This window comes from Lunatibacter salilacus, assembly GCF_009797935.1.
GTDB lineage: Bacteria > Bacteroidota > Bacteroidia > Cytophagales > Cyclobacteriaceae > Lunatibacter > Lunatibacter salilacus.
Genome location: NZ_VOLC01000013.1, coordinates 68,105 through 90,783 on the forward strand (window position 1 = coordinate 68,105; position 22,679 = coordinate 90,783).

Annotated in this window: 20 protein-coding genes; 18 read left to right on the forward strand and 2 right to left on the reverse strand. The window is 44.3% G+C overall.

All coding sequences use genetic code 11. The features are described from left to right. Window positions 1-107: 107 nt before the first annotated feature. The 14 genes from FQ608_RS17275 to ftsZ all read left to right on the forward strand — a co-directional run bounded on the left by FQ608_RS17275 (window position 108) and on the right by ftsZ (window position 16,800). Window positions 108-1,082, forward strand: coding sequence for a polyprenyl synthetase family protein (locus FQ608_RS17275; RefSeq protein WP_158859613.1), 975 nt, complete (start codon window positions 108-110; stop codon window positions 1,080-1,082). A gap of 347 nt (window positions 1,083-1,429) precedes the next feature. Continuing rightward, complete coding sequence (locus FQ608_RS17280; protein ID WP_234364250.1) at window positions 1,430-1,867, forward strand: division/cell wall cluster transcriptional repressor MraZ; 438 nt, start codon at window positions 1,430-1,432, stop codon at window positions 1,865-1,867. Then, on the forward strand, window positions 1,860-2,765 hold the full coding sequence (gene rsmH, locus FQ608_RS17285) for a 16S rRNA (cytosine(1402)-N(4))-methyltransferase RsmH (protein WP_158859617.1): 906 nt from the start codon (window positions 1,860-1,862) through the stop codon (window positions 2,763-2,765). Before FQ608_RS17280 ends, rsmH begins: the two co-directional genes overlap by 8 nt. Before the next feature lie 2 nt (window positions 2,766-2,767). Beyond that, complete coding sequence (locus FQ608_RS17290; RefSeq protein WP_158859619.1) at window positions 2,768-3,151, forward strand: FtsL-like putative cell division protein; 384 nt, start codon at window positions 2,768-2,770, stop codon at window positions 3,149-3,151. Next, on the forward strand, window positions 3,148-5,253 hold the full coding sequence (locus FQ608_RS17295; RefSeq protein WP_158859621.1) for a penicillin-binding protein: 2,106 nt from the start codon (window positions 3,148-3,150) through the stop codon (window positions 5,251-5,253). Before FQ608_RS17290 ends, FQ608_RS17295 begins: the two co-directional genes overlap by 4 nt. After that, window positions 5,253-6,716 (forward strand): UDP-N-acetylmuramoyl-L-alanyl-D-glutamate--2,6-diaminopimelate ligase, encoded by a 1,464-nt coding sequence (locus FQ608_RS17300; protein WP_158859623.1) that lies wholly within the window; start codon window positions 5,253-5,255, stop codon window positions 6,714-6,716. The genes FQ608_RS17295 and FQ608_RS17300 overlap by 1 nt, the downstream gene beginning before the upstream one ends. Further along, a complete protein-coding gene (gene mraY, locus FQ608_RS17305) occupies window positions 6,716-7,927 on the forward strand; it encodes a phospho-N-acetylmuramoyl-pentapeptide-transferase (protein ID WP_158859625.1) in 1,212 nt (403 codons plus the stop codon). Before FQ608_RS17300 ends, mraY begins: the two co-directional genes overlap by 1 nt. Continuing rightward, window positions 7,924-9,279 (forward strand): UDP-N-acetylmuramoyl-L-alanine--D-glutamate ligase, encoded by a 1,356-nt coding sequence (gene murD / locus FQ608_RS17310; RefSeq protein ID WP_158859627.1) that lies wholly within the window; start codon window positions 7,924-7,926, stop codon window positions 9,277-9,279. Before mraY ends, murD begins: the two co-directional genes overlap by 4 nt. Window positions 9,280-9,337: 58 nt before the next feature. Beyond that, window positions 9,338-10,507, forward strand: a complete 1,170-nt coding sequence (locus FQ608_RS17315) for an FtsW/RodA/SpoVE family cell cycle protein (protein ID WP_158859629.1) — start codon at window positions 9,338-9,340, stop codon at window positions 10,505-10,507. 2 nt (window positions 10,508-10,509) lie between these two features. Beyond that, window positions 10,510-11,622 carry an undecaprenyldiphospho-muramoylpentapeptide beta-N-acetylglucosaminyltransferase gene (murG, locus tag FQ608_RS17320; protein ID WP_262885521.1) on the forward strand — a complete coding sequence of 371 codons (1,113 nt, stop codon included), beginning with the start codon at window positions 10,510-10,512 and terminating at the stop codon, window positions 11,620-11,622. Next, window positions 11,619-13,019, forward strand: a complete 1,401-nt coding sequence (murC, locus tag FQ608_RS17325) for a UDP-N-acetylmuramate--L-alanine ligase (RefSeq protein WP_158859632.1) — start codon at window positions 11,619-11,621, stop codon at window positions 13,017-13,019. The genes murG and murC overlap by 4 nt, the downstream gene beginning before the upstream one ends. After that, a complete protein-coding gene (locus tag FQ608_RS17330) occupies window positions 13,006-13,773 on the forward strand; it encodes a cell division protein FtsQ/DivIB (protein ID WP_158859633.1) in 768 nt (255 codons plus the stop codon). Before murC ends, FQ608_RS17330 begins: the two co-directional genes overlap by 14 nt. A gap of 11 nt (window positions 13,774-13,784) precedes the next feature. Continuing rightward, entirely contained in the window at window positions 13,785-15,107 is a 1,323-nt protein-coding gene (gene ftsA / locus FQ608_RS17335) for a cell division protein FtsA (RefSeq protein ID WP_158859634.1), read from the forward strand. Between the two features lie 88 nt (window positions 15,108-15,195). Then, on the forward strand, window positions 15,196-16,800 hold the full coding sequence (ftsZ, locus tag FQ608_RS17340; RefSeq protein ID WP_158859635.1) for a cell division protein FtsZ: 1,605 nt from the start codon (window positions 15,196-15,198) through the stop codon (window positions 16,798-16,800). Here ftsZ and FQ608_RS17345 read toward each other — a convergent pair. Then, window positions 16,797-17,321, reverse strand: a complete 525-nt coding sequence (locus FQ608_RS17345; RefSeq protein WP_158859636.1) for an NADPH-dependent FMN reductase — start codon at window positions 17,319-17,321, stop codon at window positions 16,797-16,799. The genes ftsZ and FQ608_RS17345 overlap by 4 nt on opposite strands. 128 nt (window positions 17,322-17,449) lie before the next feature. On the opposite strand from FQ608_RS17345, the gene FQ608_RS17350 reads away from it, so the two are divergent. From FQ608_RS17350 to FQ608_RS17365, 4 genes are all read left to right on the forward strand, one after another. Then, window positions 17,450-18,289, forward strand: coding sequence for a purine-nucleoside phosphorylase (locus FQ608_RS17350; RefSeq protein WP_158859637.1), 840 nt, complete (start codon window positions 17,450-17,452; stop codon window positions 18,287-18,289). A 178-nt stretch (window positions 18,290-18,467) separates the two neighbouring features. Continuing rightward, a complete protein-coding gene (locus FQ608_RS17355) occupies window positions 18,468-19,628 on the forward strand; it encodes an FG-GAP repeat domain-containing protein (protein ID WP_158859638.1) in 1,161 nt (386 codons plus the stop codon). A 46-nt stretch (window positions 19,629-19,674) separates the two neighbouring features. Continuing rightward, complete coding sequence (locus FQ608_RS17360) at window positions 19,675-20,712, forward strand: DUF3500 domain-containing protein (protein WP_158859640.1); 1,038 nt, start codon at window positions 19,675-19,677, stop codon at window positions 20,710-20,712. Window positions 20,713-20,814: 102 nt separating this feature from the next. Then, entirely contained in the window at window positions 20,815-21,471 is a 657-nt protein-coding gene (locus tag FQ608_RS17365) for a hypothetical protein (RefSeq protein WP_158859642.1), read from the forward strand. A gap of 82 nt (window positions 21,472-21,553) precedes the next feature. Here the strand turns inward: FQ608_RS17365 and dnaN are convergent, their stop codons facing one another. After that, window positions 21,554-22,678, reverse strand: a complete 1,125-nt coding sequence (gene dnaN / locus FQ608_RS17370; RefSeq protein WP_158859644.1) for a DNA polymerase III subunit beta — start codon at window positions 22,676-22,678, stop codon at window positions 21,554-21,556. Window position 22,679 lies beyond the last annotated feature (1 nt).

Below are 22,679 nucleotides of genomic sequence, written 5' to 3' on the forward strand. Positions count from 1 at the left end.
AACAAATCCGGTACGCATTGTAATGAAAATTCTTTTTAAACCAATAATCAAGTAGGGTGTTTTGTCAATGACTGAATAGGTCGTATTATTGCAGCACCAAACACTCAATGAAGCAGGATTTAAAGCAAATACAAGCTCCAATTGCCACTGAGATGGCAGATTTTGAAAAGAAGTTTCGGTCCTTTATGAAAAGTAAAGTGACACTTCTTGACCATATTACCCATTATATCGTAAAGCGAAAAGGGAAGCAAATGCGGCCCATGTTTGTCTTTTTAACCGGAGGAGTTTCGGGTGGAATATCCGAAGCAACCTACCGGGGTGCAGCACTAATCGAGCTATTGCATACCGCTACACTCGTACATGATGATGTAGTAGACGACGCAAATTACCGACGGGGATTTTTCTCAATTAATGCGCTGTGGAAAAATAAGATCGCCGTATTAGTGGGAGACTACCTGCTTTCCAGAGGGTTACTTCTGAGTGTGGACAATGGGGATTTTGATCTTCTAAAAATAGTCTCCCATGCTGTACGGGAAATGAGCGAGGGCGAATTGCTGCAGATCGCCAAATCAAGGAATTTGGACATCACAGAGGAAGTTTACTATACTATAATCCGGCAAAAAACTGCCAGTCTGATTGCCTCCTGTTGTGCGGTGGGTGCCGCTACAGCAAATGCCGATACTGCCGCTATAGAGAAAATGCGGTTGTTTGGTGAAAAAGTAGGTATGGCATTTCAGATTAAAGACGACCTTTTCGACTACGGACAGGATGTAGTCGGAAAACCTGTTGGAATTGACATCAAAGAAAAAAAACTCACCCTACCGCTTATTTACGCCCTAAACCATGCTTCTTGGCTGGAAAAGAAAAGAATCATTTCTCTAGTCCGCAACAAAAATGAAGACAAAAAAGCCGTCAATGAAGTAATAGAATTCGTTAAAGCGGCTGGCGGACTTTCCTATTCGGAAGAAATCATGAACAATTTTTACCGGGAGGCACTGCACATTTTGACTGAGTTCCCAGATTCTCCCTACAAGACTGCTTTGTCTGATCTGGTTAAATACACCATCGAGCGAAAAAAATAAGGCCCTTTTCCCTAATTAATTGGAAATGGGGTTTTATGGGGAATTCTCCCTCTTTGCTTTCTATTGGATGAATTTATTTTTTTATACGATATTTTATATTAAAAATCCCTCACTAAACCCTCGTTTTACTTATTAACCGCTTTTCTAGACAATATTACAGCCGTTAACTTGATGACTGTCAAGAATTAGGGTCATTTATTTTTTTCCAAAACAATTGCAAAGAACCAAAGTAATGGATACTTTTATAGATTAGTGGTAAAAAGTGGGGCATTGTGGTAGAAAGTGGCTGGAGATTTGCTACTTTTGTATTCACTGAGATTTTTAAAGTTAAAGGAATGGGAATTTTCATGGGCGAGTACGAGTGCAAGCTTGACGTCAAGGGACGGCTGGTACTTCCTGCAAGACTAAAAGCAGCCCTTCCTGAAAATCCCAGCAATGAGCTCTATCTCAGAAAAGGCATTGAGCAGTGTTTAATTCTTCGCACAGCCATAGAGGTAAAAAAAGAGTATAGCAAACTCATGGATCTTGATACTACAGACGAGGAAGCCAGAAGTTTTCAGCGGGCCTATTTCCGCAGAGAGGTGATAGTGGAAATGGACAGTGCTGGGAGAATCCTTATCCCAAAATCCCTCATGGCCTATGCGCAGCTCGATGGAGAGGCCACGGTTGCGGGCATAGGAAACCGAATTGAAATTTGGAATCCGACATTGTTGAATGAGATTGCGGATGAGGTGGACAAAAGATACGACACCTTGAACAAACAATATTTAAAAAAAGATGACTAAAAGCCCTTACCATATCCCAGTCATGTTGCAGCCCTGCATCGAAGGCCTTGCTATAGACCCTAATGGGGTGTATCTGGACCTGACCTTTGGGGGTGGAGGACATGCGCGGGAAATCCTGAGTAAGTTGGATAAGGGCCATTTATATGGGTTTGACCAAGATGAGGATGCGATTGTAAACGCACCTGATGATGAACGTTTCACATTTATCCATGCCAATTTCAGAGACATTAAGCGATTTCTTAGACTGTACGGAGTAGATGAAGTGGATGGGATCTTAGCAGATTTGGGCATATCCTCCCATCAGATTGACGAACCCAGCAGGGGATTCTCCACGAGGTTTGCTGGAGACTTGGACATGCGGATGAATCAGTCGGGAAACCTCACGGCTGCGGATATCCTGAATAGCTATGAAGAAAGGGAACTTCACAAGATACTCGGCCAGTATGGCGAAATCAAAAATGCCAAGACCCTCGCACGGGCAATTGTATCGGAAAGGATCCAAGAACCTATATTGACCATTGATAGGTTTAAGGCTATTTTGGACAAATTTGCTCCACGGGGAAAGGAATTCAAATATTATGCACAGGTATTTCAAGCGCTGCGGATCACCGTAAATGACGAAATGGGAGCCCTGAGGGATATGCTGGAACAAAGCAACGAGTTACTTCGGAGCAAGGGTAGATTGGTAGTCATGAGTTACCATTCCCTGGAGGACCGCTTGGTAAAAAACTACATCAACAAAGGCAAATTCCATGGTGATGTAGAGAAGGATTTCTATGGCAATCAGATCAGACCCCTAGAACCGGTGAACCGGAAAGCCATTACGGCTAGCCCGGAGGAAATTGCCCAGAATAACCGGGCCAGAAGTGCAAAACTCAGAATAGCAGAAAAGATATAGCTATGGGAAACAACACATTCAAACAAAAAGCTAAGTCATCCGGAGCAACAAAAAGTTCAGGTAGGTTTAACCTGTTTGCGCTACTTGAAAGAAAGCTGGCAATGACGGGACTTTTTGGCGACGGAATTCCTGTACACTTGGTCCCCCCCTTTTTATATGCCGCCCTCTTGGCACTTATATATATATGGAGCAATCACCAGGCTGATAACACCATCCGAAAAATCGAATCGCTCCAGCAGGAAGTAGAAGATATCCGCGCTGATGTGACCACGTTGGAAGCGGCGTATATGTTTGCCGGCAAGCAGTCTGAAGTTGCAAAGAAAATCGCCCCCTTGGGTATCGAAGAAATTGACGAGCCACCTTTTAAAATAATTGTTGAAAAATGAACATTAAAAGGTCCATATTATTTCGAGTTAGAGTCGCCTTTCTGCTGACAAGTGCGATAGGCATCGCTATTTTTTATAAAATCACCCAAGTACAGTTTGTGGATGGAGACAAATGGAGACAGATGTCCGAAAATATACACCTGCAATACCGTCCCGTAAAAGCTACCCGTGGCAATATCTATAGTGGTGATGGAAGTTTGCTGGCAACCAGCCTTCCCTTCTACCGGGTCGTCTTGGACCCTTCCATTTCCAAGGAAGATAGATTCCGAAACGGTATAGACTCACTGGCTACGCTTTTGTCCGGTTACTATAAAGACAAATCCGCTACCCAATACAAGCGGATCATCTCCGATGCGCGGAACAGTGGGAAAAAATACCTCATTATCAACAGAAAGCAAATCGGCTATCAAGAGAAATTAGCCATGATGAAGTGGCCCATCTTCCGTGATGGACGACTTGGCGGGGGAATAATTTTTGAAAAGGTGGACCAGCGCTATCGCCCTTTTCGATCACTTGCAGGCCGCACCGTGGGATTTCTCAATGAGGACGATTATGGAGTCGGGCTGGAGTACAGTTTCAATGAATTCCTGCAAGGGCGAAATGGTGAAGCATTGTTTCAGAAAATAGCTGGAGGAAGCTGGAAACCGCTGCACGATGCGGAGGACATTAAGCCTACAGACGGTTTTGATATTGTCAGTACGCTGGATATTAATATTCAGGATGTGGCCGAATCTGCACTTCTTCGTCAATTAATCAATAAGGACGCGAATTTCGGCTCTGTGATAGTGATGGAAGTGGCCACCGGCCACATAAAAGCGTTGGCCAATCTCGAGAAAAACAAAAGTGGAAACGGTTACGGTGAAAACTACAACTATGCTGTAGGTGATCAGGGACTTACAGAACCAGGATCCACATTCAAGCTGCTTTCGATGCTGGCCTTATTGGAAGAAGGCAAAATCAGTCTCCAAGATAGTATAGACACCGGAGACGGCGTTTTCAAGTTTTACGACAGGTCGATGCGTGATGCGAAAAACGGCGGATTTGGACGTATCACGGTTCGGGAGGCCTTTGAAAAATCCTCAAATATTGGAATTTCAAGACTTGTCAATGACCAGTTTGGCGTGGCACCCGTGAAATTTATCAATTACATTTCCAAAGTTGGGTTGGACAAACCGGTTGGTTTTCAGCTCAAAGGGGAAGGAGTGCCTTATTTTAAAACACCCGGCACCAAAAGCTGGTACGGAACTACGCTTCCATGGATGTCTATAGGGTACGAATTGAAGGTAACTCCCCTGCAGACCCTTACCCTATACAATGCCATCGCAAATGACGGCAAAATGGTAAAACCCTTGATTGTAAAACAAATTTCGAAGGGCAATTACGTAGAAGAAACCTACGATACCGAAGTTTTAAATAAGCAAATTGCTTCTAAAAAAACCATCCAATATTTGAGATCCCTTCTCGAGGGAGTAGTGGAAAATGGTACTGCCAGAAATATCCGAAATAATGATTACAGCATAGCCGGAAAAACAGGGACAGCGCAAAAACTGGTTGATGGAAGGTATACCCAAACGTACTACACCTCCTTTGTTGGATATTTTCCTGCGGACAATCCAAAATACAGTGCAATAATCGTCATAGACAGTCCTAAAGGATTTCAAGCCTACGGGGGTGACATATCTGCACCTGTATTTAAGGAAATCGCTGATAAAATCCATGCACAGGATCTAAAACTAAACTTGGACAAAACCCTAGTAAGCAATAAAACTCCATATGCAGGGGACTTGCCATTTATTCAGGCGGGCCTGACGGAGGATGTTCAGATGCTTTGTAACAAATTTGGTATATCCAACCACTATCAAGAGCAGGAAAAATGGGTGCGTTCGAAAGTCACCAACAAATCAATACAGTGGGTTACAAATAGAATAAATGAGAAACAGGTGCCGGATGTGACCGGAATGGCACTTCGGGACGCATTATACATATTGGAAAATAACGGATTAAGAGTCTTATTCAGCGGCAAAGGCCGGGTAAAAAGTCAGTCGCTTCCTTCAGGAACAACTATTTCGCCAAAAAGCACCATTAAAATTACTCTGGGATAATGAAGCTGTTAAAGGACATATTATACAAGGTATCTCTCATCTCCACAAAAGGAGACATGGAAATCACCGTAAACAGCCTTGTCTTTGACAGTAGGTCGGTTAAAATAGGTGATCTATTTATCGCCATGCGGGGAACGCAGGTGGATGGCCATGACTTCATAGATAATGCATTGGAGCAGGATGCTTCCTGCGTGGTATGCGAAGTACTCCCCTCCGAGTTGAAAGAAGAGGTTACCTATGTACAGGTGGTCGATGCGGCAAAGGCTCTGGGAATGATGGCTGCCAACTTCTATAACCATCCGTCCTCAAAGTTGACCTTGGTAGCTGTCACGGGTACCAATGGAAAAACCACCATGGTCACCCTTCTGCATCAATTGTTTAGCGAAATGGGATACCGGGTAGGGCTATTGTCGACGGTGGAAAACCGGATTAACGAAACCGTATTGCCCACAACACATACCACGCCAGATGCCATTTCCATCAATCAGATTCTTCATCAGATGCTGGACGCAGGTTGTACTCATTGCTTTATGGAAGCTAGTTCACATGCCATAGTGCAGGAAAGAACGGCGGGGTTGCATTTTGCAGGGGCTATATTCACCAACATTTCCCACGACCATCTGGATTACCACGAGACCTTTGACGCATATATTACAGCAAAAAAGAAACTGTTCGATGAACTACCGCCCAGTGCATTTGCCTTAATAAATGCCGATGACAAGAGGGGCTTGGTTATGGTGCAAAATACCAAGGCAAAAAAACATTCCTATGCACTTAAATATCCTTCTGACTTTAAGGCAAAGATAATAAACAATACTCTTCAAGGCCTGGAGTTGGAAATCAACCACCAATCGGTCTGGTTCCGGCTAATAGGGGAATTCAATGCCTATAACCTGTTGGGGGTATATGGAACGGCCATGCTTTTGGGCGAAGAGGAAGAGGAAGTATTAAGGCAGTTATCCCAACTTAAGGGTGCCCAGGGCCGGTTTGAGCAGGTTTTCTATCGGGATATTACAGCCATTGTGGATTACGCCCACACTCCGGATGCATTGGAGAATGTGTTAAAGACCATTCAGAAACTGAGAACCGGCGGAGAGAAACTCATCACCGTAGTTGGTTGCGGTGGAAACCGAGATAAGGCCAAGCGCCCTATCATGGCAAAATCTGCCACGAAATATAGTGACAAGGTGATATTGACTTCTGATAATCCCCGCAATGAAGAACCCATGGATATCATAAAAGACATGGAAGCGGGAATCAATCCAGTAGATATGCGCAAAACGCTAACAATCGCTGAACGAAGAGAAGCCATCAAAGCCGCCTGCGGGATGGCAACCAAAGGGGATATAATATTAATTGCCGGAAAAGGCCATGAAACCTACCAAGAAATTAAAGGGGTGAAGCACCCGTTTGATGACAGGGAAATTGTAAGAGAAATGTTACGCTTAATTCATTCGAGCTAATGCTATACCATCTTTTTGACTATATAGACAGAGTTTTTGACTTCCCCGGCGCAGGAGTCTTCCGATACATTTCGTTTCGGGCGGGAATGGCTGCGCTTTTTTCCCTAATTATCACCATTACTTTCGGTAAAAGTATCATCAACTGGATTCGTAACAAGCAAATCGGCGAATCTGTACGTGAACTTGGCCTGAAAGGGCAAATGGAAAAAAGGGGAACCCCAACTATGGGTGGGCTTATGATCATGGCTGGGATAGCCATTCCAACGCTTTTGTTTGCCAACATCTATAACATCTATATCATCCTATTATTGGTTACAACCCTTTGGTTGGGGGCAATTGGTTTTGTGGACGATTATATCAAGGTTTTCCGCAAAAACAAGGCGGGGTTGGCCGGAAGGTTTAAGATTGTCGGTCAAGTAGTCATTGGTATAGTGGTGGGTACTACGCTTTATTTCCACGAAGATGTAGTGGTACGGGAATTTAACCAGCCTGTCTCCATAGCAGAAGGCGTGGTAGACACACCAAGCTTCAGTGATGTGAAATCACTGAAAACCACTATTCCGTTCATGAAAGACAACGAACTCCATTACGACAAAGTTTTCGGGGTATTGGGGGATTTTCTTACTCCCCTATTATATATAGGTTTGGTGATTTTCATTGTCACCGCCGTTTCAAATGGAGCGAACATCACGGATGGAATAGACGGATTGGCAGCCGGCACCTCTGCCATCATAGGTCTTACCATTGCTATCTATGCCTACATCAGTGGTAATGCCATATTTTCCCAATACTTAAATGTCATGTTTATTCCCAATTCTGGAGAACTCGTGATTTTCTGTGCGGCATTTGTGGGAGCCTGTGTTGGGTTTCTCTGGTACAATGCCTACCCTGCCCAGGTGTTTATGGGGGATACCGGAAGCCTGATGATAGGAGGAGTGATTGCGGTGCTTTCATTGACCCTACGAAAGGAGTTGCTGTTGCCATTGCTTTGTGGCGTGTTCATTATAGAACTACTCTCTGTAATCATACAGGTTACTTATTTCAAATACACCAAGAGAAAATACGGAGAAGGTAGGCGAGTTTTCCTGATGTCTCCCATCCACCATCATTATCAGAAAAAAAATATCCCAGAAGCTAAAATTACCGTTCGTTTCTGGATTTTGGGGATATTATTTGCCATTCTGGCATTGGCTACTTTAAAACTGCGATGATAAAAAAGATCGTCATATTGGGTGCAGGTGAAAGCGGTGTTGGTGCCGCTCTTCTGGCGTTGGCCAACGGCTACAAAGTCTTTGTCTCCGATGCCGGAGGTATCAGTGCGCCCCGTAAGCAGCAATTGACCGCAGCCAAAATACCCTTCGAAGAATTTGGCCATACAAGTGGTGAAATCCTCGGAGCAGATGAAGTCATCAAAAGCCCGGGAATCCCCTATTCCAACCCAGTTGTGCAGACCTTAGTCGGTAATGGAATACCGGTAATCGATGAGCTTGAGTTTGCATACCGGCATTCAAGAGGTCAGGTAATAGCCATTACGGGTACCAACGGGAAAACAACCACCACACTGCTTACCTATCACCTACTGAAAACGGCAGGTCTGAACGTAGGCATGGGGGGAAATGTTGGCAAAAGCTGGGCGGGTCAGTTAGCAGAAGAGGATTACGATTGGTGGGTACTAGAAGTAAGTAGTTTTCAGATTGAAGGGTTTATCCGGTTCAAACCAAAAGTAGCGGTCCTGTTAAACATCACACCGGACCACTTGGACCGATACGGGTATAAGTTTGAAAACTATGCTTCCACTAAGTTCAAGTTGGTGGACCGGATGGATGAAAAAGACCATTTTATTTATTTTATTGAAGATGATACCATCAGGAAGACCTTACAGAATAAACCTTTAAAAGCCACTGGATATCCGGTTGCTAAAGCGGTTGCAAACTCAAGGGGCTTACATGCCGCAAACGGAAGCTTAAATATCAAATGGAAAGAAATTGAATTCCGGGTTCGACCTGAAGAAATGACGCTCCAAGGGGATCATAATAAAATCAATGCCCTTTGTGCGATACAGTCGGCATTACTTGCAGGAGCATTCGAATCGACTATAAAACTCGGTCTGGCAAACTTTCAGAATGCCTCTCACCGGATGGAGCAGGTTGCAACTATCCAGGGGGTGCGGTTTGTCAACGATAGCAAGGGTACGAATGTGGATGCCACAAAATATGCCTTATCCGCTTACAGCGAACCCATTATTTGGATAGCTGGTGGAGTAGATAAAGGAAATGATTATGAGGCCTTGCTTCCGCTAATCGAGGGACGGGTGAAAGGGCTTATCTGTCTGGGGAAAGACAATGAAAAGTTAAAAAGTGCCTTTATGGGAAAAATTCCGCAAATCAAGGAAACCCAATCGATTCAGGAAGCGGTCAAAACCGCACTGACCTGGGGTGAACCTGGGGATTTGGCATTGCTCTCTCCGGCCTGTGCAAGTTTTGATTTGTTCAAAAATTATGAAGACCGTGGAGACCAGTTTAAAGCTGCTGTCAATTCATTAAAGGAAAAGATAGCATCATGAAATCGAGCCTGCCTACCGGACAGGCAGGCATGGCATTAGAAAAAGAAATTATGAACATATGAAACCGATAAAACTTTGGCTTGAGGAAAATTTAAAAGGTGACCCCATCATTTGGGGGATTGTGATCCTGCTTTCCATCTTAAGTATATTGGTGGTATACTCCGCCACGGGCTCTCTGGCCTATAGAATGGTCGGCGGCAATACGGAAGTGTACCTCATAAAGCACGGATCCTTAATCATGGCTAGCCTTGTAGTAATGTGGGGTGTTCATAATATCCCATATAAGTACTTCGCCAAGCTCAGCCTGTTGGCCCTTTGGATAAGTATCCCCTTGCTCCTCATAACCTATTTGTTTGGCTCGACCATCAACGAGGCCAACCGATGGTTGACAATACCGATTATTAATCAGGCATTTCAGCCTTCTGATCTGGCCAAACTGGCTCTAATCTCCGCAGTAGCAGGCATGCTTGCCAAACGGCAGCGACAAATCGCTGATTGGAAAAAAACATTTATCCCCATCATTGCGTGGATCGGTATCATTTGCATGTTAATCGGATTTGCCAATATGTCCACCGGGGTAATGCTTTTGGCGACCTGCCTTTTGCTGATGTTTATTGGACGGGTTCCATTTAAATTTCTGGTGATTGTGCTTGCAGTTGGAATGATGGCGTTGACTTCTGCCATTATGCTAGGGCAGCGAGGAGGTGTGTTCTTTTCCAGAATAGAAAGCTTTCTTAATGAGGATGAAAAAGAACTGCCCTATCAGGCCAAGCATTCCTTTATTGCCATTGCAACTGGTGGAATAGCGGGGAAGGGACCCGGAAAAAGTGAACAACGAAATGTCCTGCCCCACCCTTATTCCGACTTCATCTTCGCAATCATTATCGAGGAATACGGTCTGATTGGTGGCGGTGGCGTGCTATTCCTTTACCTGGCCCTCCTTTATCGGGGAATGCGCGTGGTGGCAATTTCCACTCGCCCCTTTGGGGGTTTGTTGTCCGCCGGTTTAAGTTTTGCACTGGTCATTCAGGCTATGATTAACATGGCAGTGGCCGTTGGGTTGGTACCAATTACAGGTTTGCCCCTACCAATGGTCAGCATGGGGGGTACTTCCCTGATATTTACTGGGATATCCCTGGGAATCATTTTGAGTGTCAGCCGGGGAGACCATGAAGATGCCTTCCCTGCCGACACCAACAGCATTAGAAGAGTAGCTAAAGCCGCATAGTCTTGGAAAACGAAAATAAAACATATCGCATGATCATTAGTGGCGGAGGCACCGGGGGACATATCTATCCCGCCATTGCCATTGCACACGCGTGGTCGCAGAGATATCCGGGAACTGATATTCTATTCGTCGGGGCTGAGGGTAAAATGGAAATGCAGAAAGTACCGGAAGCGGGCTATAAAATTGTGGGCCTGCCAATAGCAGGTCTGCAGCGGAGTCTCTCCCTCAAAAACCTCAGCTTTCCCTTCAAAGTGTTGAGCAGCCTTAAAAAGTCAAAAGAAATCATTCGTTCTTTCTTACCTGATTTGGTAGTTGGAGTAGGTGGTTACGCAAGCGGGCCCATACTCTTTACGGCTCAGCAAATGGGCATTCCCACCCTGATTCAGGAACAAAATTCCTACGCAGGTTTGACCAACAAGCTTCTGGCAAAAAAGGCCAAAGCTATTTGCGTAGCGTATCCTGGGATGGAAAAATTCTTTCCTAAGGATCGGCTTCATTATACAGGCAATCCAGTAAGGAGTGACATCTTGGATTTGGAGGGTAAAAAAGAAATTGGAATTGCCCATTTTGGCTTGAACCCTGATTTGCCCACCCTATTGGTGCTGGGAGGTAGTCTAGGAGCACGGACAATCAACCAAGCAATTGCAGCATCCATGGGGCTTTTCCAGGCTAAGGGGTATCAAGTACTTTGGCAAACGGGCCGTTATTATTTCAACGATATGAAAAATCTGGTGGCAAGTAGCGGGTTTAAAGAGATTCACCCCAAGGAGTTTATACTGGAGATGGATTTGGCCTATGCCGTGGCGGATTTAGTAATTTCCCGTGCGGGAGCCTTGTCGGTTTCTGAACTTAGCCTTGTAGGAAAGCCTGTCATTTTCATCCCTTCGCCAAACGTAGCCGAAGATCATCAGACCAAAAATGCAATGGCATTCTTCTCCGAAGCCGCTGCTTTGATACTACCAGACGACGAGGCCGTGGAGAAATTACCGGAACTGGTGGATAAACTGATGAGCGATAAGGCAACTAGGCACTCTCTTGGAGAAAACATAAAAAAACTGGCCAAAAAAGAGGCCGCAAATGAAATTGTAACAGTGTTGGAATCAATGATCAAATGAATTTAAAAGGCTTACATAGCGTCTATTTTCTAGGTATCGGAGGCATTGGCATGAGTGCCATTGCACGGTGGTTTAACTATATCGGAGTTCCAGTGTATGGTTATGACAAAACCCCGTCTCCCCTTACGGAAGCTTTGTCTCAGGAAGGCATTGCAATTACCTATTTGGATGCCGTTGATCAGCTTCCTTCTGACTTTGCTTCTGACACTCAAAATCGTTTAGTCATCTGGACTCCGGCAATACCTCAAAACTCGGTATTAAAAAATCACTTGATACAGTCCGGCTACATATTGAAAAAAAGAGCGGAGGTACTCGGAATGATTACGGAAAACATGTACACCGTAGCAGTAGCGGGTACCCATGGAAAGACTACAACCTCTTCTTTGGTAGCCCATTTATTAAAGCATGCGGGGAAAAATATTGCGGCGTTTCTGGGAGGACTCACCCAGAATTATCAAAACAACCTAATCCTGCACGATGAGGGGAGTGATGAAAACCCTATCGTAGTGGTAGAAGCGGATGAATTTGACCGTTCCTTTCTACACCTTCACCCAAATATCAGCATTGTCACCAGTGCAGATCCGGACCATTTGGATATTTATGGGGATGCTAGCCATTTGTTGGATGGCTTCAGAAGTTTTATTCGCCTGACCAATCCAACAGGTAAACTCTTTATTCAGAATAGGGCACTGAAAAAACTTGGAAGAAATGTATTGGGAAATACGGCCCTCTACGAATATGGCCTGGAATCGACGGATATCAAAGCGACAAGCATCGTTGCGGGAATAAAAGGGTTCACCTTTGACTATGTAGCTGGAGATGTTCAGATACCCTCCTTGCTACTTCCCATTCCAGGGTTTCATAACATTGAAAATGCACTAGCCGCAATTTCCGTAGCCTTACATGTAGGCGTGACTCAAGAACAGATCCGGAGTGGATTAGACTCCTATTTAGGGGTAAAAAGAAGATTCGAAGTAGTCTATCAGGATGAAAAACGTGTTTATATCGATGACTACGCACATCATCCCGAAGAAATCCGAGCCTTTCTAAGTTCAGTTCGGGCTATTTATTCCGACAAGAAAATTACGGCGGTGTTTCAACCTCACCTGTTCTCCCGAACCAGAGATTTTGCCGAGGGCTTTTCGGAAAGCCTTTCACTGGCTGACGAAGTAATTCTTTTGGACATTTACCCCGCTAGAGAACTTCCAATCCCAGGAGTAAAAGCTGAGATGCTATTGGACGGCATCACATCCGCAAAAAAAGGTATGAAGTCGAAGGAAGAATTGCTTTCCTATTTAGACCACCAACAACCGGAAGTCTTGGTAACCATTGGTGCCGGAGATATTGATAGATTGGTTTCACCAATTTCAAACTGGATGCAACATGGAAAAGCCTAGTAAATGGAGGATCAAGAAATCTGTGATTTTTGCCCTTTTGGGGGTAATTGTCCTGGTATATATTGCCTTTATTGAGCACCGGGGAAAGGATAAGCAATTCTCCGGACTTGAAGTATATGTGGAGGGAATTAGCCAAGTCTACTTTGTGGAGGAGAAGGATATTCACGCGATGCTGCAACGTGAATTTCCCGAATTACAACCTGGCGAATCGCTGCGGAAGATTTCTCTTTATGATTTGGAGAAGAAGGTAGAAAGCCATCCGTTCGTCCGCGATGCCGATGTATTTGGGGATTTGAAAGGCAAAATTATGGTCAAAATCTCTCAGCATATTCCAATGGCCCGCATCGTCAGGCCTATGGCTGCAGATGGCTACATCAGCACAGAAGGCAAGATCCTGCCGTTGTCCACCAATTTCACTCCCCGGGTCATTACTGTAGAAGGTAGAGGCGCTGACAAAATATTGGAAAAGGGAGAGTTGGGAGCAGAGCATGAAGGGTTTTTGAATTTACTGACGTTCATTACCAAATCTGACTTCTGGAGTGCCCAAATCAACGCCATGGACTTGCTCTCTAACGGTGAAGTACTGCTTCATCAGCAGGTGGGGAAACAGGTGATCGAATTTGGCAAACCGGAAGAAATTGAGCGAAAATTTCAAAAAATCAACCTGTATTACAACGATATAGTGCCCAAAAAAGGCTGGAATGCCTATAGCAGGGTGAATGTAAAATTTAAGGATCAGATCATTTGTGAATAACAATAAGCGCTATGGAAAACGAAAAATTAGTAGTAGGACTTGATATTGGTACTACCAAGATATGCGCCATCATTGGGCGCAAAAATGAATACGGAAAGCTGGAAGTACTTGGTATGGGAAAAGCGGTGTCTGAGGGAGTCATACGGGGCATTGTAACCAACATCGACAAAACTGTAAATGCCATCCAAAAGGCAGTCAACGAAGCGTCTGAAATGTCAAATGTGGATATCGGGGAGGTAATCGTCGGTATTGCGGGACAGCATATCCGAAGTTCCGTACATCATGGCGTTATTATACGAAATACCAAGGATGATGAGATCACCGTAGAAGACGTTCGGCGGATGGCCAATGATATGGAGAATATCATCGTGCCTCCAGGTAACAAAATTATTCACGTGATGCCGCAGGATTACACCGTAGACTACGAAGATGGTGTAAAGGATCCTGTGGGCATGTCCGGCGCCCGCTTAGAAGCCAATTTCCACATCATTACTGCACAAAGCTCTGCGATATACAATATTAGCAAATGCGTAAAGCGCGCCAACTTACAGTCTAAAGATCTTATTCTGGAACCCCTGGCAAGTTCTTTGTCCGTTCTCAGTGATGAGGACAAAGAGGCTGGTGTATGCCTTGTGGATATAGGAGGAGGCACAACGGATGTAGCCATTTTCTATGACAACATCATTCGGCATACGGCTGTGATCCCTTTTGGCGGAAATATCATTACTGCGGATATAAAGGAAGGATGTATGGTCATGCAAAATCAGGCTGAACTGCTGAAAACTAAATTTGGCAAAGCCATTGCGGAAGAGGCCAATCCGAATGAGATTGTTTCTATTCCAGGATTGAGAAACCGACCACCAAAAGAAATATCCGTAAAAAATCTTGCATCAATCATTCAGGCTAGAATGGAAGAAATTGTGGAAATGGTGCAGTCAGAAATTGTAGCCAGCGGTATTTACAAAAAACTGGCCGGAGGCATCGTCCTTACAGGAGGCGGTTCGTTGTTGAACGGTGTGAGCCCATTGTTTGAGTACATGACCGGACTGGACACACGCATCGGATACCCCAACGAACATTTGGGGAAATCTAAGGTAGAAGACGTGAAAAGCCCCATGTATGCGACTACAGTTGGTCTGGTCTTGGCAGGATTCAAGGCCTTGGACGACCGGGAAGAAACCTACCGGGAAAAGGAAAAAGCACTGCAAACCAACGGAAAACCCAAAATCAACAAAATCGAAACCCATATGTCGAAGGATATATTCAGCAACATAACCAAGAAACTGAAAAATTTCATCACCGATGACATTAACGACGATACGAGCAGTTACTAATTCAGAAACTGGAACCGTGTCCGGAAAAAATTAAAAGAAAACAGCCAAGTTATTATTCACCAAAATACGAGGAAAAATGTCAGAAATCATGAAAGATTATAAATTTGATATTCCCAGAAACAACAAGTCGATCATCAAGGTGATCGGCGTAGGAGGAGGCGGATCCAATGCCGTCAACCACATGTATAATCAGGGCATTAAGGACGTGGAATTTGTGGTGGTCAACACAGATGCCCAAGCCCTTAAAAACAGCCCTGTTCCGCTCAAAATACAAATTGGGACCAACCTTACCGAAGGTCTTGGGGCGGGCGCCAATCCGGAAAAAGGTAAAAACGCAGCCGTCGAAAGCAAGGATGAAATCCGTGAATTACTTTCAGACAACACCAAGATGATTTTCATCACCGCTGGAATGGGCGGTGGTACAGGTACCGGTGCGGCCCCAGTAATCGCTAAAATCGCCAAGGATATGGACATCCTGACGGTAGGAATCGTAACCGCTCCCTTTATCTTTGAAGGTAGAAAAAAAATACAATCGGCCCAAGAAGGTATTGAAGCCCTTCGCAACAATTGTGACACCGTGTTGGTCATTTTGAATGACAAATTGCGGGATATCTACGGTAATTTACCCATTCGGCAAGCCTTTGGAAAGGCCGACAATATCCTGACTACCGCTGCCAAGTCCATTGCGGAGATCATCACGGTACACCAGGACGTGAATGTGGATTTTGAGGACGTGAAAACGGTCATGAAAGATGCAGGCGCTGCCGTCATGGGATCTGCCACTGAAGAAGGAGACGAGCGGTCAATTCGGGCTGCTGAGAAAGCCATTTCATCACCACTTCTTAACAATGTGGACATCAAGGGAGCACAAAAAATCCTCCTTTCCATTATGTCAGGTGAAGAAGAGGAACTTTCCATGGATGAACTGAGCGATATCACGGAATATATCCGGCAAAAAGCAGGGGATTCCGCAGATGTCATATTTGGACAAGGCATTGATCCTGATCTGAAAAAAGGTATCCGTGTCACTGTCATAGCTACTGGATTTGAACCGGATTCAATAACAGAGAAACATAATATAGGGACAAAAAAGCAGGATGACTCAAAAAAGGTTATCGATCTGGAATCGGGAAAAACTTCTAAAATAGACGAAGAACAGGAGACGAAAACAGGTCAAACCTTTACCTTCTCCATCCAAAGCCCCAAGCTACAAGCTGAACCTCCAAAAGGATCAAAACATGAGGAGGATACCCAGCCAGTTTCTGAGCAACCAGTTTACAAAAAGCTGGAGGAACCCCTTGATGAGGAAGAAGATTTTGTTTTTGAAACTCCCCAGTCAACTGCTGACTCTAAGCGTGTTTTGACCCTTTTTGACAAAAACGATGAAGAATATACAACTCCCAAAAGCCAAAAAGGTCCTGAGGAAAGTATTCAGCATCAATTTTATCAGGATATCAAGGAAAAGGCACTTAGAAGGGTTCACGACAGGTTTGAGAAGTTACGTCAAAACAGATCGGTAAACCAGTCACCTGAGGAGTTTAAAGAAAAGATCGAAGTGCCTGCCTATCTGCGCAAAAATGTAAAGTTGCAGGATGTAGCGCACAGTTCGGAAAGATCCATTTCAAAGTTTAACCTAAATGATGACAACGAAATCATCAGCAACAACCGGTTTTTGCACGACAATGTCGATTAAAAGCTAACCAGAAGTTCTGCCTGTTCCCGCAAAAGGTCAAGATACAATCTGTTGGTGAGCAGATTTCCTGACATATTTTCCTCAATTTTGGCTAACCTTGGCTTAAATGCGAGAACATGCATTCCCAGGTAATGAAAAACGTCGGTTAGGTGGCTCATGGCGATAGAGCCACCTCCGACCCCTGAGGAAATCCCCACTAAAGCGCATTTCTTGTGTCGAAAACTATTGGGGTAGGTCATGCCATCAATAAATGACTTTAATATTCCAGGATAGGAACCGTTGTATTCAGGTACTACAAAAACATACTTTGTTCCTGATTTTACCTGTTCATGTACTTTGTTGTAAGCGTGATTTTTGCCGTTGTTTTCATATAGGGCGGTAAATACAAAATCATCCGGCAATTCACTGAGGTAAATCAACTCAGATGCAACCTTCATTTGCTCCAAGAGTTGTTGATATTGAAGTGAGATTTGCTCTGATACGGAATTTTTTCTGTTAGTGCCTACAATTATTTTTATCATACGTTTTTTTGCTCGATTATTGAAGTCGTAAGTAATACAAGGAAGTGACAGCTAAAGTTTCTAAAAACCCAGAATAGTCCTTCAATCCTATTAAAGTAAATACCCAAACCGTTTCTAAATTGCTGGTTATGACAGAACAAAACGAAAATCCATATTTGAAACAACTTAAAGAAAGTATTTTATTTCTCACTAATCAACTTTCCGAGATCCCCCGGGTTGGCATTATCCAAGGCACGGGCTTGGGGAAAATAGTTGATGAAATGACTGTTCACAAAGAAATCAGCTATCGGGATATACCCCATTTCCCTGAGTCTACTGTCGAATCCCATGCTGGGAAGTTGGTCTTTGGCGTTTTGGAAGGAAAACAGGTAGTTGTAATGAAAGGCAGGTATCATTATTATGAAGGATACGACATGAAAACCGTGACTTTTCCAGTCCGGGTAATGAAGGGTTTAGGGATAGAGCACCTTTTCATTTCCAATGCCGCTGGCGGATTGAACCCTGCTTATGCCATCGGTGACTGCATGGTAATTGAGGACCATATTGACCTCTTCCCTGAAAACCCCCTTCGTGGCAGAAACTTGGACAATTTGGGAGTTAGGTTTCCCGACATGAGTGAACCTTATAGTTTGAAATTGATAAACCAGGCAAAAAAAATCTCCAGTGCCCACCACCTTCCTTTACAATATGGGGTATACGTCGGCCTACAAGGCCCGAATTTGGAAACAAGAGCGGAATACAGGTATTTAAGGACCATCGGCGCAGACGCAGTGGGGATGAGCACCGTACCTGAAGTAATTGTCGCCCGCCACATGGATATTCCAGTTTTTGCAATCTCGGCCATCACAGATCTTTGCAGTCCGCACATGGTGAAGAAAATATCAATTGCAGAAGTGATCGAAGCCGCCGCAATGGCCGAGCCTACCATGACCACGTTGATCAGATTAATTATCCAGCAACTTCCCTAAAAATTGGATCACATTTTGAAATAAAATTATTCCGAAGTCTAAATTCAAATGTCTAGTTCGGGATCTATACTCCATTTCAGGGTTTAAAGTTTGGTGCGGGTCTACTTTATGGGGTTTAAAGTTTGGATGTGATCAAAAATTCCTATATTTAATCATAAACCAAAATAGCCATTTAAAAATGAATTATTCCCTACTTTATTTTGCCCTCTTTTTCGGAAGCACCGCAGAACCGGCTTTTGAATCACAAATCATTGACGACAAGGTGGCCATCGGATATGGATTGGCTATCGGTGATGTGGACGGAGACGGAAAGCCTGACATTTTACTGGCAGACAAGGATCAGTTTGTATGGTACAGAAATGGAGACTGGAAGCGTTTTGTGATGGTGGATAATCTGACAGAATCTGACAATGTATGCATCGCCGCACGTGACATCAATGGAGACGGCAAAGTAGAAGTAGCCGTCGGTGCCCAATGGAACCCCGGAGAGACCTCAGATATGGCGAAATCCGGATCGGTTCATTACCTTATCCGCCCGGAAGATCCCACGCAACTTTGGACACCCGTGGCATTGCCACACGAACCCACTGTGCACCGAATGAGGTGGGCAAAAGCTGGGAAGGATTCGTATCATCTTATTATGGCCCCGCTTCATGGCAGGGGAAATAAAGGAGGAGAGGGAGTCGGCGTTCGAATTATCGCCTATGAAATGCCAAAAGATCCTACTACTCCATGGAAGGTTCAGGTCGTCGATGAGTCCATGCACATGACCCACAATCTGGATGTTATACCCGAAGGCGATGGGGAAACCGTTTATATTGGTGGTAAAGAAGGCGTAAAAGCGTTCTCCTACATTCAGGGAAAATGGGCGCCCCATCCCAAAGGGGAGTGGATTGTAGATGGACATGGATTTGGGGAATTGCGCATCGGAAAAGACAATAGTGGCAATAGATTCCTTGCTGGAATCGAGCCCATTCACGGTAATCTGCTAACTACATATCGTTCTACCAACGGGAATTTTACCGCAGCGGATTTGAAGCGGGATGTTCTGAGTGAAACCCTTAACCAAGGTCATGGACTTGCCACGGCTGACCTGCTTGGTATAGGACAGGATCAGTTGGTTGTAGGCTGGAGAGAACCCAATGATTCCGGAGATATTGGCGTGCAGCTTTTCATTCCTAAGGCTAACAACAATTGGGAAAAAATCTGGATTGATCAAGGCGGAATGGCTTGCGAAGACTTGCAGGTAGCTGACCTCAACGGAGACGGTAAGCCGGATATCATAGCTGCCGGAAGAAGCACCAACAATTTAAAAATATATTGGAATAAAAGTAAGTAAATATTACCTAATTCCCCTCTTTAACCTTTACCCATCCCAAAATACCATGTACAGCAACCCAAAAGTATTCTTTCTTGCCCTATTTAGCATTCTATGCGTACAATTCAACGGCTTTGGACAAGATCTGTCTGGATTGGCCAATGATTTTATAAAAGTCCTTCCCGAGGAACTTAAACACAAAGCTAGCTTCCCCTTTGACCATTCGGAGCGATTCAACTGGCACTTCATTCCCCGAGACAGGAAAGGAATTACCTTCCACGATATGAATGAAAATCAAACCAAAGCTGCACTGTCCCTTATGCGTGCGTCACTGAGTGAGCAGGGGGAAGAAAAAGCCAAAGCCATTTTCGAATTGGAAAACGTACTGCGAATCGTCGAAAACCGTCCCCCAAATGACACCTACAGGGATCCGCTCAACTATTACTTTTCCATATTCGGAGACCCCAGTTCTACCAAAGAATGGGGATGGAGGTTGGAAGGACATCATTTATCACTGAATTTCTCTTCCCTAAAAGGTGAGCTTATTTCAGCAACCCCAACTTTTTTCGGTTCCAATCCTGCCATCGTCCAAGTCGATTTGCACAGGGGAAAGCAGGTACTTAAAAAAGAAACCGATATGGGTTTTGCCTTTCTTCAAAGCTTAGATGATTCCCAATCGAAAATTGCCGTTTACACGGATAAAGCTCCCGGGGATATCCTCACGTCAAATGACCGAAAGGCTACCTTGCAAAATCCTAAAGGTATTGGCTACAACCAGTTAAATGCTAACCAAAAAAAGATGTTGGAAGAGCTAGTCCACTACTATTTGAGTAACTACAATTCAGAAACGCGCGATGCTTTATGGGAAAAGGTGAAGTCCTCTGGACTAGATGAACTTTATTTTGCCTGGGCAGGAAGTCAGGTCAATGAAATCGGGCAGCCTCATTATTACCGGATTCAATGCCCTGCCATTCTAATCGAATACGATAATGTTCAAAACAACGCCAATCACGTACACACTGTCGTGAGGGACCTTACCAATGATTTTGGAGATGATATCTTGGGGAACCATTATACCAACGGCCATTCCCACGCCTCAGAATAGGACTGATCACTATCTATCTACCAAATAAAACATTGATATTCTGAACTTAGGAAATATAAATGGAAATTTATTATCTTTAGGCAGATACAAAACCACACCAATATGAAAGCCCCTCTGATTTCCATCCTATGCTTATTACTTTTCGCCTATTGCTCCCCCACAGAGAAAGAAAAGGAAAAAACGCTTCCACAATTAGTTGCCGATGCCTACGGGTTTGAAAATATCAAAGATATAGCTTCCATCACTTATACCTGGAACGTTCGCAGAGACAGTGCCACCGTAATGGTTAGAGATTGGTCTTGGGACTTGGCCTCAGAAAAGGTTTACTACAGTGGGCCGGACACTACAGTCACTTATAGCATCCCGGAAAAAACCGAGGCCCTTGACGCCATAGATCAGCGTTTTATTAATGACAGGTATTGGCTTCTCTTTCCCTTTCAACTTGGCTGGGATTCGGGATACACCCATGAAATAGTGGAAAATCAAACCTCCCCCATTCAGGGTATCCCTACAACCAAGCTAATTATCCGGTACAACGATTCAGACGGGTATACACCCGGTGATGCCTATGATCTCTATGTGGATGACAACTATATGATCAAGGAGTGGGTATTCCGTAGAGGAGATGGCCCGGACGGAAGAGCAATGACATGGGATGATGTTCAGGAATATGACGGGATCAAAATACACCTCGAACACAGAAACGATGCTGGGGAGAAAATTATCTGGTTTACAAATGTCGATGTTAAAAAGAAGTAAGGGTTAACCGAACCCCACAGAGCTTTGATTAAGTCAAAAAAACCTCCCCCAAGAATGCCCTGGAGGAGGAAAAATATTGCTATTATACGTAATTGCTAAGCATTACTGGCATCACCAGCATCAGGATATCCTCATTTTCCTTCATATCTGAAGGAAGGATCAATCCCGCTCTGTTTGGTGCACTAAATTTCAGCGTAATTTCCTTAGCATTGATGTTGTTCAACATCTCAACCAGAAACTTGGCGTTAAATCCGATTTCTATATCCTCACCTTCGTGTTCACAAGACAACCTCTCATTGGCTTCGTTGGAAAAATCCAAGTCTTCGGCCGAGATCTGAAGTTCGCTGCCAGTCAACTTCAACCTAACCTGATGGGTAGTTTTGTTGGCGTAGATGGCGATCCTTCTCAGTGAGCTTAAAAACTCCATCCTATCGATGGTCATGTCATTGTTGTTGTCCAGCGGGATGACATTTTCGTAATCCGGAAACCGCTCGTCAATAAGGCGGCAGATCATTTTTATATTGCTGAACCGGAAGTACGCATTGGAGTTGTTAAAATCAACGGCTATAGGCACATTCTCGGATGGTAATGTAGCCTTTAACAAGTTTAATGCCTTACGGGGAATGATAATGCTGGCTGCTTCGGGAGATGCAATGTCCACCCTTCTATACCGGATCAAGCGATGGCCGTCAGTGGCTACAAAAGTAACATTGGTATCACTGAGGTTGACATATACACCGGTCATGGCCGGACGAAGTTCGTCATTGCTGGTGGCAAAGATCGTATTGTTAATGGCATTGCTGAGCACCTCAGTAGACATATCCACGGTAGTGGCGTTGGTCACCACGGGAATTTTAGGGAAGTCTGTGGCATTTTCACCTGCCAACTTATAACGCCCGTTATCAGAGCTAATTTCAATACTGTAGGTCTCTTTGTCAATGCTGAAGGTTACCGGCTGCTCGGGCAAGTTCTTTAGCGTCTCTATCAAAATTTTTGCTGGAACAGCTATATTCCCGTCCTCCTTGGCCTCCACGTCTATTTCTGTGATCATGGAAGTCTGTAAATCTGAAGCAGTAACGGTCAGTTTGCTGTCTTTGATTTCAAAAAGAAAATTTTCCAAAATGGGAACCACCGGATTGGTGGTAACGACTCCGTTGATGGAGGAAAGGTGCTTCAAGAGTGAAGAAGAAGAAACAATAAATTTCATA

Excerpts from the sequence above, each read along its gene's own strand:
- FQ608_RS17280 (WP_234364250.1), top strand. The coding sequence starts at position 1,430 with ATGGGCGAGTACGAGTGCAAGCTTGACGTCAAGGGACGGCTGGTACTT.
- ftsZ (WP_158859635.1), top strand. The coding sequence starts at position 15,196 with ATGAAAGATTATAAATTTGATATTCCCAGAAACAACAAGTCGATCATC.
- FQ608_RS17315 (WP_158859629.1), top strand. The coding sequence starts at position 9,338 with ATGAAACCGATAAAACTTTGGCTTGAGGAAAATTTAAAAGGTGACCCC.
- rsmH (WP_158859617.1), top strand. The coding sequence starts at position 1,860 with ATGACTAAAAGCCCTTACCATATCCCAGTCATGTTGCAGCCCTGCATC.
- FQ608_RS17330 (WP_158859633.1), top strand. The coding sequence starts at position 13,006 with ATGGAAAAGCCTAGTAAATGGAGGATCAAGAAATCTGTGATTTTTGCC.
- FQ608_RS17350 (WP_158859637.1), top strand. The coding sequence starts at position 17,450 with ATGACAGAACAAAACGAAAATCCATATTTGAAACAACTTAAAGAAAGT.
- murD (WP_158859627.1), top strand. The coding sequence starts at position 7,924 with ATGATAAAAAAGATCGTCATATTGGGTGCAGGTGAAAGCGGTGTTGGT.
- ftsA (WP_158859634.1), top strand. The coding sequence starts at position 13,785 with ATGGAAAACGAAAAATTAGTAGTAGGACTTGATATTGGTACTACCAAG.
- FQ608_RS17290 (WP_158859619.1), top strand. The coding sequence starts at position 2,768 with ATGGGAAACAACACATTCAAACAAAAAGCTAAGTCATCCGGAGCAACA.
- FQ608_RS17275 (WP_158859613.1), top strand. The coding sequence starts at position 108 with ATGAAGCAGGATTTAAAGCAAATACAAGCTCCAATTGCCACTGAGATG.
- mraY (WP_158859625.1), top strand. The coding sequence starts at position 6,716 with ATGCTATACCATCTTTTTGACTATATAGACAGAGTTTTTGACTTCCCC.
- FQ608_RS17295 (WP_158859621.1), top strand. The coding sequence starts at position 3,148 with ATGAACATTAAAAGGTCCATATTATTTCGAGTTAGAGTCGCCTTTCTG.
- FQ608_RS17355 (WP_158859638.1), top strand. The coding sequence starts at position 18,468 with ATGAATTATTCCCTACTTTATTTTGCCCTCTTTTTCGGAAGCACCGCA.
- dnaN (WP_158859644.1), bottom strand. The coding sequence starts at position 22,678 with ATGAAATTTATTGTTTCTTCTTCTTCACTCTTGAAGCACCTTTCCTCC.
- FQ608_RS17360 (WP_158859640.1), top strand. The coding sequence starts at position 19,675 with ATGTACAGCAACCCAAAAGTATTCTTTCTTGCCCTATTTAGCATTCTA.
- murC (WP_158859632.1), top strand. The coding sequence starts at position 11,619 with ATGAATTTAAAAGGCTTACATAGCGTCTATTTTCTAGGTATCGGAGGC.
- FQ608_RS17300 (WP_158859623.1), top strand. The coding sequence starts at position 5,253 with ATGAAGCTGTTAAAGGACATATTATACAAGGTATCTCTCATCTCCACA.
- FQ608_RS17345 (WP_158859636.1), bottom strand. The coding sequence starts at position 17,321 with ATGATAAAAATAATTGTAGGCACTAACAGAAAAAATTCCGTATCAGAG.
- FQ608_RS17365 (WP_158859642.1), top strand. The coding sequence starts at position 20,815 with ATGAAAGCCCCTCTGATTTCCATCCTATGCTTATTACTTTTCGCCTAT.